The organism is Janibacter anophelis NBRC 107843 (assembly GCF_001570945.1).
GTDB lineage: Bacteria > Actinomycetota > Actinomycetes > Actinomycetales > Dermatophilaceae > Janibacter > Janibacter anophelis.
This window is the reverse complement of the sequence record NZ_BCSQ01000003.1, coordinates 1-14,991: the sequence shown is the minus strand read 5'-3', so window position 1 is coordinate 14,991 and position 14,991 is coordinate 1. Positions and strand designations below refer to the sequence as shown.

Sequence of the window (14,991 nt, the reverse complement as noted above, 5' to 3'; positions counted from 1 at the left end):
CCCCGATGAGCAGCCGTCCCAGCCGCAAGCCCCGCGTCGCCGTCGTCTTCGGCGGCCGGTCCTCCGAGCACGCCGTCTCGTGCGCCACCGCAGCCGGCGTGCTGCGGGCGATCGACCGGGACGCCTACGACGTCGTGCCGGTCGGCATCACGCAGCAGGGAGCCTGGGTGCTCGCCGCCGACGACCCCGACGCGCTCGCCCTGACCCCGGAGCGCACGCCCGAGGTCACCGACACCGGCACCGAGGTGATCCTGCCCACGAGGGTCGGCGAGTCCTCCCTCACGGTGCACCGTCCCGGGCAGGCGCTCGAGGCCCTCGGTGAGGTCGACGTCGTCTTCCCGCTGCTCCACGGTCCCTACGGCGAGGACGGCACCCTGCAGGGCATGCTCGAGCTCACCGACATCCGCTACGTCGGCTCCGGGGTGCTCGCGTCCGCGGCGGGCATGGACAAGCACTACATGAAGGTCGTCTTCGCCGGCGCCGGCCTGCCCGTCGGGCCCTACACCGTCATCACCGACGCCCAGTGGCGCCGCGACCGGGCCGCGGCGATGGACGCGGTCAACGCGCTGACCTTCCCCGTCTTCGTCAAGCCCTGCCGGGCCGGGTCGTCGATGGGCGTGTCCAAGGTCGACACCCCCGAGGGCCTCGAGGCCGCGATCGAGGCCGCGCGCGAGCACGACCTCAAGGTCGTCGTCGAGTCCGGCATCGTCGGCCGCGAGATCGAGTGCGCCGTCCTGCAGGGGCGTGGCCTCGATGCGCCGCGCACCTCGATGCCCGGCGAGATCGTCGTCGAGGAGGGGCACGGCCACGACTTCTACGACTTCGAGGCGAAGTACCTCGACGAGTCCTCCGTCGTCCTCTCCTGCCCGGCCGACCTCCCGCAGGCGGTGAGCGACGAGGTGCGGCGCCTGGCCGCCGCGGCCTTCGAGTCGCTCTCCTGCGAGGGGCTGGCGCGGGTCGACTGCTTCGTCACCGACGGCGGCGCCGTGGTCATCAACGAGATCAACACGATGCCCGGGTTCACCCCGTCGTCGATGTACCCGCGGATGTGGGAGGCGAGCGGGGTCACCTACCCCGAGCTCGTCGACGAGCTGATCCAGCTCGCGCTCGAGCGGCCCGTGGGCCTGCGCTGAGCACGAGCGCGCATCTCCCCGGGAGATGCGCGCTCAGCTGCACGTGTAGTCGTTGGTCGGCAGCTGCTCGACCGCGTCGGAGAAGGCGGGCAGCAGCAGCGGCCCCGGCCCCTGCTCACCCGGCACGATGACCTCGATCGCCGGGTCGCGCCCGAAGCTCGTCAGCCGGGTCGCGCCACCGAGGTCCTCGGCGACCCACCCGATCTCGTCGACGACGACGCACTGGTCCTCCGTCGGCGGCATCGCGGGCATCCCGCACCGGGCGACGACCGCGGGGTCGCCCCAGGCGCGGATCGAGGGGTGGCTCGGCTCGGTCTCGCGGGGCGCCAGGCCCTGCAGCTCGTCCGGCCAGTGCTCGGCCGCGGCGGTGCACGACGGGTGGTCCGCGGCGGGCGGCATGGCCACCTCGGTCGGTCCGTCGACCAGGACCAGGACACCCACCACGCCGGCGGCCACGGTGCCCAGCAGCAGGGCGACGGCGGACAGGAGGCCGTGACGGCCGGCGGACGAACTCACGGCCGGGAGGCTACCGTGCCGTCCTGACCCCCCTTCGTCCGACTGGAGCGTGACCGATGGCCCCCCGACGCCTGTCCGACCTGCCCGAGGGGGAGGTGCTCGGGCACCTCTTCCCGCTCTTCGCGGGGACGAAGGGGGCCGCCCCCGTCCTCCTCGGCCCGGGCGACGACGCCGCCGTCCTCGCGGCGCCCTCGGGCGGGGTGGTCCTCACGACCGACTCGATGGTGCGCGGCCGCGACTGGCTCGACGAGTGGTCCTCCGGCCACGAGGTCGGCCGCAAGGTCGTGGCGCAGAATGTGGCCGACGTCGCCGCCATGGGGGCCGTGCCGACGGGCCTGCTCGTCGCGCTCGCCGCCGACCCGCACACGGAGCTCGAGTGGGTGCTCGACCTGGCCGCCGGCATCGCTGCTGCGGCGCAGGACGCCGGCGCGCCCGTCCTCGGCGGCGACCTGTCGTCGGCGGAGGAGGGCACGGTCGTCGTCGCCATCACCGCGACCGGTGACCTCGGCGGCCGGCCTCCGGTGCGCCGGGACGGTGCTCGGCCCGGGGACCTGGTCGCCGTGCGCGGTCACCTCGGTCGCTCCGGGGGTGGGCTGCAGCTGTTGCTCGCCGGACGTGGCCGCACCCACCTCGACGGGGAGGCGGGCCCGGGGGAGCGCGCCGTCGACGAGCTGTGCCGCGTGCACCGCACGGCCGGGCGGCCACCGTGGGAGGAGGGTCCGCGCGCGGCGGATGCCGGCGCGACGTCGATGATCGATGTCTCGGATGGCCTCGTGCGTGACCTGGGCCGGGTGGCCCGGGCCAGCGGCCTGCGGATCGAGCTGTCGGGCAGCGCCCTCGCGCAGCAGGCAGCCGGGCCCCTCACCGAGGCGCTGGGCGCCGCGGACGCACTGCGCCAGGTGCTCTCGGGCGGTGAGGAGCACTCGCTCGCGGCGACCTTCGCACCCGGGGCGGTGCCGCAGGGGTGGCAGGTGCTCGGGGAGTGCGTCGCCGGTGAGCCGGCGGTGCTCGTCGACGGGCAGGTCCCGGAGGTCACCGGCTGGGACCACTTCGCCGGCTGACCCCCTTCGCGCGCATCCGCCCGGGGCCTGCGCGGGTGGGCGCGCATCCGCCCGGGCGCCTGCGCGGTCCGGGCGCACGAAAAAGCCGCCGTCCCCATCGGGGAGCGGCGGCGTCTTCGTCAGGCTCGGGTCAGCGCTTGACCTTGCCGGCCTTGAGGCACGAAGTGCAGACATTGAGACGCTTCGGGGTCACCCCGGCGTCGCCCACCTTGGCCCGAACGCGCTGGATGTTCGGGTTCCAGCGACGCTTGGTGCGGCGGTGCGAGTGCGAGATGGAGTGTCCGAAGGACGGTCCCTTGCCGCAGACGTCGCAGTTGGCAGCCACGGGTTTCTCCTGTGTTCGTCAGTAACGTGAGTGATGTGCTCGGGCGGTCCGCCGAAGGGGGGGGACACGTCACCGGGCAACCGGTACAGAGTAGCGGAGGTCGGTGCCGGGGGCCAAAACGGTGCCGGGGAGGCCCCCTTCGCCCGTCTCGTCGCGGTCGCGGGGCCCGCGGTGTCGCCGCGGTCCACTAACCTGACCGCGTGCTGGAGGTCCTCGACGCAGAGTCGGTCCGTCGGTGGGTGGTCGTCACGCGGGCGGCCCTGGCCGCGCGACGGGCCGAGATCGACGCGCTCAACGTCTACCCCGTCCCCGACGGCGACACGGGCACCAACATGTACCTCACGCTCGACCAGGCCCTCGACACCGCACGCACCGAGCATGAGCGGCTGGGCGTCTTCGGCCTCGTGCCCCTCCCGGTCGAGGCGGCCGCCCTGTCCAGGGCGGCACTGATGTCGGCTCGCGGCAACTCCGGGGTCATCCTCAGCCAGATGATCCGCGGCGTCAGCGAGGTCGTCTCCGCGGATGGGCTCGAGGCGGTCGACGCCGACGCGGTGGTCCGGGCCGTGCAGCAGGGCGCGCGGCGCGCCCGCGAGAGCGTCGTGCGGCCGCAGGAGGGCACGATCCTCAGCGTCGCCGACGCCACGGCCGAGCGGATGGCCGCCGTGCGCGCCGAGGGCGGTTGTCTCGGCGACCTGACCCGGGCCGCCGTCGACGCCGCGCGGACCGCGCTCACCCGCACGCCCGAGCAGCTGCGGGTCCTCGCCGACGCGGGTGTCGTCGACGCCGGAGGCGCGGGGTACCTGCTCTTCGTCGAGGCACTCGACCAGGTCGTGCACGAGCTGGGACTGCCCTCCCAGTTCGCCGTCGACGAGTTCACCCTCAACACCTCGCTCGAGCGCCGCGCGGACTGGTCGCGGGCGCAGGCCGAGCAGGGGTCGCCCCAGGTGCACGAGGGGCCGGCCTACGAGGTCATGTACCTGCTGCACGACGTGGACGAAGGGGGCGTGGCCGCCCTGCGGCAGCGCCTCGACGAGATCGGCGACAGCGTCGTCGTCTCCACCGCCGAGGACGTCTGCCACGTGCACGTGCACACCGACGACATCGGCGCCGCCCTCGAGGCCGGCCTCGCCCACGCCGCGCCGCAGCGGGTCGCCGTGACCCTGCTCGAGACGGTGGTCGCCCGCCCGCGCGTCGGGGTCTCGATCGTCGCCTGCGCGGCCGGGCCGGGCATCGCCGCGCTCCTGGAGGAGGCGGGCGCGACGACGGTGTCCTCCGGTCCGGGGCACCGCGCCTCCGCCGGGGAGATCGTCGCCGCCGTCCGCGCCGCGGGCACCGAGGAGGTCATCCTCCTGCCCAACGACCGTGACACTCGGATGGCCGCCGACGCGGCGGCCCGCGCCGCCGAGCAGGAGGGCCAGACCGTCCACGTCATCCCCTCGGCCACGGCCGTCCAGGGGCTCGCCGCGCTCGCCGTCTTCGAGCCCGGCGAGACCACCCAGCACAATGTGATGACGATGACCCGCTCGGCCGCGGCGACCCGCCACGGCGCCGTGACGGTGGCGGTCAAGGCCGGCCTGACCAGTGGTGGGCTGTGTGAGGTCGGCGACGTGCTGGGCGTCGTGAGCGGTGACATCACGATCGTCGGCTCCGACGCCGAGCAGGTCACCCGCGAGGTGCTCGACGGCATCGTCACGACCGGCACCGAGCTGGTCACCCTCGTCTCCGGCGAAGGGGTCCCCGACGGCCTCGTCGAGGCGATCACCGACTGGATCGGCTCCCGCCGCGCCGGCATCGAGGTCGAGATCGTCGACGGCGGCCAGCCGCACTACATGCTGCTCGTCGGGGCCGAGTAGTGGCAGGGGAGTCCACCCGGCTCAAGGGTCTGCTCGGTGGGCAGGCGGCGAGCAAGCTCGCCAAGCACCGCGGCATCGAGACCGTCGGCGACCTGCTCGACTTCTGGCCGCGCCGCTACCGCACCGCAGAGGCCGACCTGGGCAACCCCCGCGTCGGCGACTTCCTCGTCGCGGTCGCCCGGGTCGAGACGGCCAGCACCCGCACCATGGCCAAGCGCCGCGGGCGGATGCTCGAGGTCGTCATCACCGACGGTCGCTCGCGGATGCGGGTGACCTTCTTCGACGCGCGGGGCCATGAGCACAAGCTCGTGGCGGGGCGCGAGTTCCTCTTCGCCGGGACCGTCTCGGAGTTCCGCGGCAACCGCCAGCTGGCGCACCCCGGCTACGCGACGCTCGAGGAGGCCGCGGCACTCGGCGAGCTCGGCGACGCCGACCACACCGGCCTCATCCCGATCTACCGGCACGTGCCGGGAGTCCACCCGTGGACGATCACCCGCTGCGTGCGCCTCGTCCTCGGCCAGCTCGACGAGGTCGCCGACGTCGTGCCCCCGGCCGTGCGCACCCGGCGGGGCCTGCTCGACCGGGGCGCCGCCCTTCGCGCCATCCACGCGCCCCGCGACCAGCGCGAGGTGCACGCCGGTCGGCAGCGGCTGCGCTACGAGGAGGCGCTCGTGCTGCAGTGCATCCTCGGCCAGCGACGCCTCGCGGCCGCGGCCGTCGTGACGCAGGGACGTACTCCGCGTGAGGGCGGTCTGCTCGCCGCCTTCGACGAGCGCCTGCCCTTCGAGTTGACCGCCGGTCAGCAGCAGGTCTCGCGCGAGATCCTCGACGAGATGGCGCGCCCCACGCCGATGCACCGCCTGCTCCAGGGTGAGGTCGGCTCCGGCAAGACGATCGTGGCGCTGCGGGCGATGCTCGCCGCCGTCGACGCGGGCGGGCAGGCGGTGCTGCTCGCGCCGACCGAGGTGCTCGCGGGCCAGCACGCCGCGTCGATCCGCTCCATGCTCGGTGACCTGGCCGAAGGGGGCATGCTCGGTGGCGACGAGCACGCCACCCGCGTCGCGCTGCTCACCGGGTCGATGTCGACCGCCCGACGCAAGGCGGCGATGCTCGAGATCGCCTCCGGTGACGCCGGCATCGTCATCGGCACCCACGCGCTGCTCGAGGACCGGGTCAGCTTCGCCGACCTGGCCCTCGTCGTCGTCGACGAGCAGCACCGGTTCGGCGTCGAGCAGCGCGATGCCCTGCGCGCCAAGGGCACCACGCCACCGCACCTGCTCGTCATGACGGCCACGCCGATCCCGCGCACGGTCGCGATGACCGTCTTCGGCGACATGGAGACCTCGACCCTGCGCGAGCTGCCGCGTGGGCGGCAGCCGATCACGACGCACATCGTGCCGGTGCAGCGACCGGGCTGGGTCGACCGCACGTGGCAGCGGGTCGCCGAGGAGGTGAGCGCCGGCCGGCAGGCCTATGTCGTCTGCCCGCGCATCGGCGGTGACGACGACGACCTCGACGGCGTCGACCTCGTGGCCGAGGACGGCCCGACCGACGACGAGCAGGACGACGGTGAGCGCCTCGAGGACGAGCGACCCGAGCGGCCACTCTCGGCCGTCGAGGAGGTCGTGGTCACCCTGCGGGAGCACCCCGCGCTGCACGGCCTGACCATCGAGGTCCTCCACGGGCGGATGGCACCGGAGGACAAGGACGCGGTGATGGCGCGGTTCCACGCCGGCGAGATCGACGTCCTCGTCTCCACCACGGTCATCGAGGTCGGGGTCGACGTGCCCAACGCCTCGACGATGGTCATCCTCGACGCCGACCGCTTCGGCGTCTCGCAGCTGCACCAGCTGCGCGGCCGCGTCGGGCGGGGCAGCGACCCGGGGGTCTGCCTGCTCATGACGGCCACCGAGAGCGAGACCGCGGCCGAGCGGCTGACGGCCGTGGCCGGCTCCACCGACGGCTTCGACCTGGCGCGCCTGGACCTCCAGCAGCGCCGCGAGGGCGACGTCCTGGGCACCGCGCAGCACGGCGTGCGCAGTCAGCTGCAGCACCTGTCGGTGCTGCGCGACGAGCGGCTCATCGAGGACGCCCGCGAGGACGCCCAGGCCCTCCTGGCCGACGACCCCGAGCTCACCGAGCACCCCGACCTGCGGGCCACGATCGACGACTGGCTCGACGCGGAGCAGGCCGCCTACCTCGAGAAGGGCTGACGCCCCCTTCGCCCCCGTGGTGCCGTCGTCGAGGTGCCGCTGGCCGGGACCGACGTGTCCCGGTTGCGTCGCGACCGCCCGGATGGCGCATCATGTAACGCGTGACGAGGATCATCAGCGGCGAGGCCGGCGGACGGCGACTGCGCACGCCCACGGGCGACGGCACCCGGCCCACGACCGACCGCGTGCGCGAGGCACTGTTCTCCGCGCTCGAGTCGCGCGACGTCATCGACGGCGCCCACGTCATGGACCTCTACGCCGGGTCCGGTGCCCTCGGTCTCGAGGCCGCGAGTCGCGGGGCCGCGAGCGTGCTGCTCGTCGAGTCCGACCGCGGCGCGTCCGCGACGATCCGCGCCAACATCTCCGACCTCGGCGTCGCCGGTGCGCGGCTGCAGTCCTGCTCGGTCGAGCAGGCGCTCAACCGGCCCGCCTCCCTGCGCTACGACCTCGTGCTGGCCGACCCGCCCTACGACGTCACCGAGGAGTCGATCACCGAGGTCCTCGAGATGCTGCTGGCCCACCAGTGGCTCACGCCCGAGCCGGTCATCGTCATCGAGCGCTCCGCGCGCTCGCCCGAGCCGACGTGGCCCGACGGGATCGTTGCCGAGGACTCGCGCACCTACGGCGAGACGGTGCTGTGGTTCGCCACCCGCGTGGCGCCCGACTACCAGATCTGAGCCTGCGACGGCAGTCTGTTCGGCGCGCTGCGCAGCGGGTAGACATGGGCCATGAGCGACTACGAGATCCCTGCGCCCACCTCCGGTGACATCGTCGACCTGATCACCGACGACCACCGCCTCCTCGAGGACCTCATGCGCGCGATGCGCGACGAGAGCGCCGACCGCGAGTCGGCCCGGGTCGCCTTCTCCGACCTGCTCGTCGCGCACAGCGAGGCAGAGGAGGAGATCGTCTACCCCCGGCTCAAGTCGAAGAAGGTCATCGACGGCGAGGAGGAGGAGCACGGCGAGGAGGAGCACGCGGCGACCAACGAGGCGCTGCTGCACCTGCTGCAGGCCAAGGGCACCGACACGCAGAAGTTCGAGGACGCCCTCGAGGCCGTCGCCGAGGTGCTCAACCACCACATCGGCGAGGAGGAGCTGAGCATCCTCAACCCCGCCCGCGAGGACGCCGCGGAGGACCTGCGGCGGCAGCTGGGGGAGCGGTGGCTCGCCAAGCGCAACGCGCTGCTCGAGGAAGGCGCCGGCTCGATCGAGCGGGTCGAGCAGATCGTCCAGCAGGCGTACGACGACGGGTTGCTGCCCAACGACGACCAGCCGGAGTGAGCGTGGCAGGGTGATCGCATGACCCGTGTCGTCGCTCCCGGCTCCTACGACCCCGTCACCGTGGGGCACCTCGACGTCTTCCGTCGGGCCGCTGCCCTCTTCGACGAGGTGGTCGTCGCCATCCTGCACAACCCCGCCAAGCAGGGCACCTTCACCGCCGAGGAGCGGGTGTCGCTCATCCGTGACGAGGTCGCCGACCTCGGCAACGTGCGCGTGGAGGCCTTCGCCAACCGGCTCGTCGTCGACGTGTGCGCCGACCTCGACGCCCAGGTGATGATCAAGGGGCTGCGCAGCGAGACCGACTTCTCCTACGAGTGGCCGATGGCGCTGATGAACCGGCACCTGACCCGGGTCGAGACGATCTTCCTGCCCGGCGACCCGCGCCACGAGCACATCTCGAGCTCGCTGGTCAAGGAGGTCGCCCGCTTCGGCGGCGACATCACCGGTCTCGTCCCCAAGGCCGTCCGGACCGCCCTGCTGGAGCGGTTGCCGCGGTCCTGAGCCGGCCCCCTTCGCCGGTTTGGGACGAAGGGGGGATCGCCGGTAGTCTGGTGCGTCGGTCTACGTCGTCGTGTCGTGGACCGTTCTTTCGGAGACTGGAGCCATGGACCGCAACGCCCCCGCCTCGACCTTGGTGCTTGATGCCAAGGACGTGGGCCGCCGACCCGGGTCGATGCACGAGGTGGACCTCCAGGCCGAGGCACCGGCCGACTTCGGCACGGAGGTGCTGTCCGTCCCGCAGGGCCAGAGCATGGGCCTGCAGGTGCGGATGGAGTCCGTGCACGAGGGTGTGCTGGTGACGGGGACGGTCTCTGCCACGGCGGTCGGCGCCTGCGTGCGGTGCCTGGACGATCTCGACCTGCCGGTCGACACGCGTTTCCAGGAGCTGTTCGTCTGGCCCGATCGGGCGAAGCACCACCGCGAGGTGGACGCTGAGGCCGACGAGCAGGACGAGCACCAGATCGAGGACGACCGGATCGACCTCGAGCCGGTGCTCAGGGACGCGGTGCTGCCGAACCTCCCGTTCCAACCGGTGTGCCGGGACGACTGCCCCGGCCTGTGCTCCGAGTGCGGAGCCAGGCTCGCGGACGACCCGGAGCACCACCACGAGCAGATTGACCCGCGATGGGCGGCACTCGAGGCGCTGGCGCCTCTCGCCTCCGACGCGGGGACCGAGGACAACGAAGAGAAGAGGAACTGACGTGGCTGTCCCGAAGCGGAAGATGTCGCGCTCCAACACCCGTAGCCGCCGCGCGAACTGGAAGGCGACGCCCACGGCGCTGTCGACCTGCCCGCAGTGCAAGGCCCCGGCGCCGGCCCACCAGGCCTGCCCGTCCTGCGGTACCTACAAGGGTCGCTACTACGCGACCGCGGACCGCACCGAGCACCAGGCCTGAGTCTCCTGTCGCAATGAGCGACAGGACCTCATCGCAGCAGCGGCCCGTCGAGGAGCTCGCCCGGTACCTCACCGAGGTCACCGGAGAGCCCGTCGACGAGCCGCTGCTCACGCGTGCCCTGACACACCGCTCGTACTCGTACGAGCACGGCGGACTGCCGCACAACGAGCGCCTCGAGTTCCTCGGGGACTCGGTGCTCGGCCTCGTCGTCACCGACCACCTGCATGCCACGCACCCCGACCTCAGTGAGGGTGAGCTGGCGAAGCTGCGTGCTGCCGTGGTCAACATGCGCGCCCTCGCCGACGTCGCCCGCACCATCGGCCTGGGCGACTTCGTCGCGCTCGGACGCGGCGAGGAGACCACCGGCGGGCGTGACAAGAGCTCGATCCTCGCCGACACCGTCGAGGCGGTCATCGGGGCGGTCTACCTCTCCACGCCCAAGCCGCAGGGGCTCGAGGCGGCGAGCGTGCTCGTGCACTCCCTCATCGGACCGCTCATGGAGAGCTCGGCCCGCCTCGGCGCCGCCCTGGACTGGAAGACCTCGCTGCAGGAGGTCGCTGCCGCCCAAGGCCTCGGCTCGGTGCACTACCGCACGAGCGACGAGGGACCGGACCACGACAAGACCTTCTCCGCTGAGGCACTGATCGGCGAGATCGTGCGCGGTCGAGGCACCGGGCGCACCAAGAAGGTGGCCGAGCAGGAGGCCGCTGCCGACGCCTACCGGACCCTCACCGCCGACCAGGCGGCCTCCTGACGTGACCCGTGCCTGAGCTGCCCGAGGTCGAGGTCGTCCGCCGTGGTCTCGCTGACCACGTGAGCGGTCGGACGATCGCCGCCGTCACGCTGACCGGCGAGCGGGTCGCCCGCCGCCACGTGCCCGGTCCCCGCGACCTCGAGGACCGACTCTCCGGGCGGACCGTGACCGGCGCCCACCGCCGCGGCAAGTACCTGTGGCTCGCCCTTGCCGGCGGACCCGACGCCGTCCCCGACGAGGGCCTGATCGTCCACCTCGGCATGAGCGGCCAGATGCTCGTCACGGACCCGGCCGATCCCGTGGCCAAGCACACGCACGGCCGGGTGCGGTTCACCGACGAAGGGAGCGAGCTGCGCTTCGTCGACCAGCGCACCTTCGGCGGCTTCGCCCTGGCCGACCTCGTCGACGGGGTGCCGGAGAGCGTCGCGCACATCGGGCGCGACCCCTTCGACCCCGAGTACGACCACGCGGCAGCGGTGCTCGACATCAAGCGACGCCGCAGCGGCATCAAGCGGGTGCTGCTCAACCAGACCGTCGTCTCCGGCATCGGCAACATCTACGCCGACGAGGCGCTGTGGCGGGCCGGCATCCACGGTGAGCGGCTCGCGTCGACCCTGACCAAGCCGGCCATCGGTCGGTTGCTCGACCACGCGCGGGACGTCATGGCCGAGGCACTGGCGCAGGGCGGCACGAGCTTCGACGCGCTGTACGTCAACGTCAACGGCGCCTCGGGGTACTTCGACCGGTCGCTGTCGGCCTACGGGCAGGAGGGCCGCCCGTGCCCGCGGTGCGGGGCGACGATGCGGCGGGAGCAGTTCATGAACCGCAGCTCGACGTCCTGCCCGCGTTGCCAGGTGCGCCCGCGCGGACTGCCGCGCTGACCCCTTCGTCCAGAAGTCCGTCGCCGCGCATCTGCCCGGGGAAATGCGCGCTCACGGGCGCGAACCCGCGCATCTGCCCGGGGAAATGCGCGTCTGTCGACCGTCGGGTCAGGGGCGGGGGAGCTCCTTGAGCTCGACCGGCTTGCCGGTGTGCTTCTCGGAGAGGTCGGCCAGGGCCTGACGGATCGTCGCGGCGTAGGTGTGCGCGCCGCCGAGCGAGGGGTGGATGCCGTCGGCCTGCAGGTCCTCACCGGTGACGGCGCCGTCCCAGTCGGCGAGGGCGACATTGGGGTGCTTCGCCGCGATCTCGCGCAGCGCCTCGTTGTCGCCGTCGATGCGCGAGAGCCGGTCGGCGTGGAGGTTGACGATGACGACCATGTGGTCCTCGCCGATCTCGTCGAGGATCTTTTCGACGGTCTCGGGGTCGGTGCCGGCGTTGGTGCCGAAGGCGAGGACGACCGCGCGACGCAGCGACGAGCCGGCCGACTCGATGGCCGTCAGGCCGTCACTCCACCGCCGGTTGGACCGGGCATCGATCTGGATACCGGGGAAGTAGTACTCGAGCGCCGGGACCGAGCCGACGACCATCGAGTCGCCGAAGACGTCGATCTCGTCCCCCTTCGGCATCGTGAAGCTCTTGGTGCCGGAGAAGGTCGGGGCGGGCTCGGTCTCGCGCGGGGCCGCGGCGCGGGCCTGGTTGTCCTCGATGGTGCGTTGTGTCGTCGACGTGTCCGGCGCGGTGACCATGACAATGCCGAGGACGAGGGCCGAGGCGACGACGCCGCCGAGGACGATGCGACGGGCGCGCACCGAGCGCAGCAGGGCGAAGGCCCGCAGGATGCGACGACCGGTCTCGCGGAACCCGAGGCGGCGCACGGGCGTCTCGACGAAACGGAACGACAGGTCGGCCAGCGCCAGCGTGACGACGACCGCCCACACGCGAGTCCAGACGAAGGCGGAGGTGCCCGCCGTCGTCGGGATGTCCTGGGCGACGATGAGGATGACCGGCCAGTGCCACAGGTAGATGCCGTACGAGCGCTGCCCGATCCACGCCAGCGGCGGCAGCTCGAGGACGGAGCGCAGCGCGCCGGGGCGCTCGACCGCTGCAAGCATCAGGACCGCGGTCGCGATCGAGACGAGCGGGATGCCGAGGGCGAAGGTCCACGCCTGCTCCTCGCCGGCGAGGACGAAGAGGGCTGCGATCGTCGCGAGGGCAGCGCCGACGAACCACCGACGGTGCGCGCACCACAGACGCGAGGTCGTGTACGCGCGAAGGGGGCCGGTCCAGACGATCGCGAGGGCCGCGCCGAGCATCAGGCCGAAGAGGTGGGTGTCGGTGCCGTAGTAGGCGCGCGTCGGGTTGCTCGCGTCGTAGGTCAGGGCCATGCCGACCGCCGAGGCCAGTCCCACGCCGAGCACGAGGACGGCGAGCACGCCCTCGGTGAGCGCGAAGCGGCGGTGCAGCGCGAGCAGGCCGATCATCACGAGCGGCCAGAAGAGGTAGAACTGCTCCTCGACCGCGAGACTCCAGAAGTTCATGAACAGCTGGGGCGAGGTCGCCGCGAAGTAGTTGCTGCCCTGCCCGATCTCGAGCCAGTTGGTCGAGAAGGTCAGGGCCCCCAGGGCCTGGCGCCGGATGCCGACGAGCAGGTCGGCCTCGACGGTGCGGGCGATGAGGATCGAGGCGGGCACGACGACGGCGAGGGCGGGCAGCAGCCGGCGGGCGCGGCGGGTCCAGAAGCCGCGCAGGTCGACCCCGCCCGTGCTGCGCCGCTCCTGCACGAGCAGCGTCGTGATGAGGAATCCGGAGATGACGAAGAAGACGTCGACCCCGAGGAACCCGCCCGGCAGCCACGAGGGGTCGAGGTGGAAGACGACGACGGAGACGATCGCGACGGCGCGCAGCCCGTCGAGGCCCGCGAGGTGTCCGCGCCGGGGGCGTCCGGTGGCGGTGACCTCCGGCTGGTGGGAGGCGGGCGCGGACGTCGCGGCGGCCGGGACGTCGGCGGTGGCGGTTGGCTGACCCACGAGGTCGACGCTAGGCACTCGAGGGACTGGGGTGGGGGAGGCGCACCGTCGGGGCCGGTAGTTTCGCGGGCATGAGCAGCACGGCGCGCGCGACCTTCTTCGTCCGGGGGCGGGTCCAGGGGGTGGGTTTCCGCTGGTGGACCCGCTCGCGGGCCCTCGAGCTGGGGCTGGTCGGCCACGCCCGCAACATGGACGACGGGAGGGTCGAGGTCGTCGCCGAGGGACCCCCTTCGTCCCTCGCGACGCTCGAGGAGCTGCTCCGCGAGCAACCCTCGACCACGCGCCGGCCCGGCGCCGTCACCTCCGTCGTGCGGCAGGACGGCATGGCGAAGGGGGTCGCCGCGGGCTTCGTCGAGAAGTGAGATCGGATCGAGGCGGGCCCGGGCGGTGACCTAGCCTTGACCGGGTGAGCGAGACACACCCCGAGCTGCTGCGGCTGCGCCAGTCCATCGACAACATCGACGCGGCCCTGATCCACCTGCTCGCCGAGCGGTTCAAGGCGACCCAGAGCGTCGGGGAGCTCAAGGCGCGCATCGACCTGCCGCCGGCCGACCCGGCCCGCGAGGAGCGGCAGATCGCCCGCCTGCGCGACCTCGCCGACACCGCCGGGCTGGACCCGGTGTTCGCGGAGAAGTTCCTCAACTTCGTCATCGCCGAGGTCATCCACCACCACGAGCGGATCGCCAGCGCACAGGCGAGCGGGCAGGAGCAGGCGTGATCGAGCTGAAGACCCCGCGGGAGGTCGAGGAGATGCGCCCGGCCGGCCGGCTCGTCCACGACGTGCTGCAGCGGCTCACCGAGGTCGCCGAGGTCGGCACCAACCTGCTCGACCTGGATGCGCTCGCGCACCAGATGATCCGCGACGCCGGCGGCACCTCCTGCTACATCGACTACCACCCCTCGTTCGGGGCCAGCCCCTTCGGCAAGGTGCTGTGCACCTCGGTCAACGACGCGGTCCTGCACGGCCTGCCGCACGACTACCGGCTGCGCGACGGGGACCTGCTGTCCGTCGACTTCGCCGTCAAGGTCGACGGCTGGGTGTGCGACGCGGCCCGCTCCTTCGTCGTCGGCACCCCCGACCCGGAGGACCTGCGGCTGATCGACACGACCGAACGCGCGCTCGCCGCCGCGATCGAGGTCGCCCGCCCGGGGAACAAGATCGGTGACATCAGCGCGGCCATCGCCGGGGTCGCCCGCGCCGAGGGGTACTCGATCAACACCGACTTCGGCGGGCACGGCGTGGGCCGTGAGATGCACGGCGACCCGCACGTCGCCAACGACGGCCGCGCGGGACGGGGCATCCCCCTTCGTCCCGGCCTGGTCATCGCCATCGAGCCGTGGTTCCTCGCCACGACCGACGAGATCCGGACCGACCCCGACGGCTGGACCCTGCGCAGCGCGGACGGCTCCCGCGGCGCCCACAGCGAGCACACCGTCGCGATCACCGAGGGTGACCCCATCGTCCTGACCGCCTGATGTCCTGACCGCGGATCGTCCCGTAGGTGGCGGGACGACGTCAGGCTCGGGTCGGCGCCAGCGCCGACCCG

17 protein-coding genes are annotated in these 14,991 nt (G+C 72.7%); 14 read left to right on the top strand and 3 right to left on the bottom strand.

Going from position 1 to position 14,991, the window contains the following annotated elements:
- Positions 1–5: 5 nt before the first annotated feature.
- Entirely contained in the window at positions 6–1,133 is a 1,128-nt protein-coding gene (locus tag JAN01S_RS01320; protein WP_068312496.1) for a D-alanine--D-alanine ligase family protein, read from the top strand.
- A 33-nt stretch (positions 1,134–1,166) separates the two neighbouring features.
- Here JAN01S_RS01320 and JAN01S_RS01315 read toward each other — a convergent pair whose 3' ends face one another.
- Positions 1,167–1,649, bottom strand: a complete 483-nt coding sequence (locus JAN01S_RS01315) for a DUF3515 family protein (RefSeq protein WP_244884704.1) — start codon at positions 1,647–1,649, stop codon at positions 1,167–1,169.
- Between the two features lie 56 nt (positions 1,650–1,705).
- Between JAN01S_RS01315 and thiL the strand changes: the two genes are divergently transcribed.
- A complete protein-coding gene (gene thiL, locus JAN01S_RS01310) occupies positions 1,706–2,710 on the top strand; it encodes a thiamine-phosphate kinase (RefSeq protein ID WP_068312494.1) in 1,005 nt (334 codons plus the stop codon).
- Positions 2,711–2,840: 130 nt separating this feature from the next.
- Here the strand turns inward: thiL and rpmB are convergent, their stop codons facing one another.
- Entirely contained in the window at positions 2,841–3,035 is a 195-nt protein-coding gene (rpmB, locus tag JAN01S_RS01305; protein WP_007927862.1) for a 50S ribosomal protein L28, read from the bottom strand.
- Positions 3,036–3,235: 200 nt separating this feature from the next.
- Between rpmB and JAN01S_RS01300 the strand changes: the two genes are divergently transcribed.
- The 9 genes from JAN01S_RS01300 (at position 3,236) to mutM (ending at position 11,416) form a co-directional block, all read left to right on the top strand.
- Entirely contained in the window at positions 3,236–4,888 is a 1,653-nt protein-coding gene (locus JAN01S_RS01300; protein ID WP_068312491.1) for a DAK2 domain-containing protein, read from the top strand.
- Positions 4,888–7,101, top strand: coding sequence for an ATP-dependent DNA helicase RecG (locus tag JAN01S_RS01295; RefSeq protein ID WP_068312488.1), 2,214 nt, complete (start codon positions 4,888–4,890; stop codon positions 7,099–7,101). The genes JAN01S_RS01300 and JAN01S_RS01295 overlap by 1 nt, the downstream gene beginning before the upstream one ends.
- A 101-nt stretch (positions 7,102–7,202) precedes the next feature.
- A complete protein-coding gene (gene rsmD / locus JAN01S_RS01290; protein ID WP_068312485.1) occupies positions 7,203–7,778 on the top strand; it encodes a 16S rRNA (guanine(966)-N(2))-methyltransferase RsmD in 576 nt (191 codons plus the stop codon).
- Between the two features lie 51 nt (positions 7,779–7,829).
- Positions 7,830–8,384: a hemerythrin domain-containing protein gene (locus tag JAN01S_RS01285; RefSeq protein WP_068312483.1), complete on the top strand. Its 555-nt coding sequence runs from the start codon at positions 7,830–7,832 to the stop codon at positions 8,382–8,384.
- Between the two features lie 18 nt (positions 8,385–8,402).
- Positions 8,403–8,885, top strand: coding sequence for a pantetheine-phosphate adenylyltransferase (gene coaD / locus JAN01S_RS01280; protein WP_068312480.1), 483 nt, complete (start codon positions 8,403–8,405; stop codon positions 8,883–8,885).
- Positions 8,886–8,988: 103 nt separating this feature from the next.
- A complete protein-coding gene (locus JAN01S_RS01275; protein WP_068312477.1) occupies positions 8,989–9,585 on the top strand; it encodes a YceD family protein in 597 nt (198 codons plus the stop codon).
- A 1-nt stretch (position 9,586) separates the two neighbouring features.
- Complete coding sequence (gene rpmF, locus JAN01S_RS01270; protein ID WP_068312474.1) at positions 9,587–9,781, top strand: 50S ribosomal protein L32; 195 nt, start codon at positions 9,587–9,589, stop codon at positions 9,779–9,781.
- Between the two features lie 13 nt (positions 9,782–9,794).
- The gene (gene rnc / locus JAN01S_RS01265) at positions 9,795–10,535 is read left to right on the top strand and encodes a ribonuclease III (protein ID WP_068312471.1); all 741 of its coding nucleotides are present in this window, start codon (positions 9,795–9,797) and stop codon (positions 10,533–10,535) included.
- Positions 10,536–10,543: 8 nt separating this feature from the next.
- A complete protein-coding gene (mutM, locus tag JAN01S_RS01260) occupies positions 10,544–11,416 on the top strand; it encodes a bifunctional DNA-formamidopyrimidine glycosylase/DNA-(apurinic or apyrimidinic site) lyase (RefSeq protein WP_068312468.1) in 873 nt (290 codons plus the stop codon).
- Positions 11,417–11,524: 108 nt separating this feature from the next.
- On the opposite strand, the gene JAN01S_RS01255 is transcribed toward mutM, so the two are convergent.
- Positions 11,525–13,444, bottom strand: coding sequence for an acyltransferase family protein (locus JAN01S_RS01255; protein WP_068312464.1), 1,920 nt, complete (start codon positions 13,442–13,444; stop codon positions 11,525–11,527).
- A 71-nt stretch (positions 13,445–13,515) separates the two neighbouring features.
- Here JAN01S_RS01255 and JAN01S_RS01250 point away from each other — a divergent pair, with 71 nt between their 5' ends.
- From JAN01S_RS01250 to map, 3 genes are read left to right on the top strand one after another with little or no spacing between them, the layout of a single operon-like run.
- Positions 13,516–13,806, top strand: coding sequence for an acylphosphatase (locus tag JAN01S_RS01250; RefSeq protein WP_068312460.1), 291 nt, complete (start codon positions 13,516–13,518; stop codon positions 13,804–13,806).
- A 44-nt stretch (positions 13,807–13,850) separates the two neighbouring features.
- Positions 13,851–14,162, top strand: coding sequence for a chorismate mutase (locus JAN01S_RS01245; protein WP_068312457.1), 312 nt, complete (start codon positions 13,851–13,853; stop codon positions 14,160–14,162).
- Positions 14,159–14,920 (top strand): type I methionyl aminopeptidase, encoded by a 762-nt coding sequence (map, locus tag JAN01S_RS01240; protein WP_068312454.1) that lies wholly within the window; start codon positions 14,159–14,161, stop codon positions 14,918–14,920. The genes JAN01S_RS01245 and map overlap by 4 nt, the downstream gene beginning before the upstream one ends.
- The last annotated feature ends 71 nt before the right edge of the window (positions 14,921–14,991 follow it).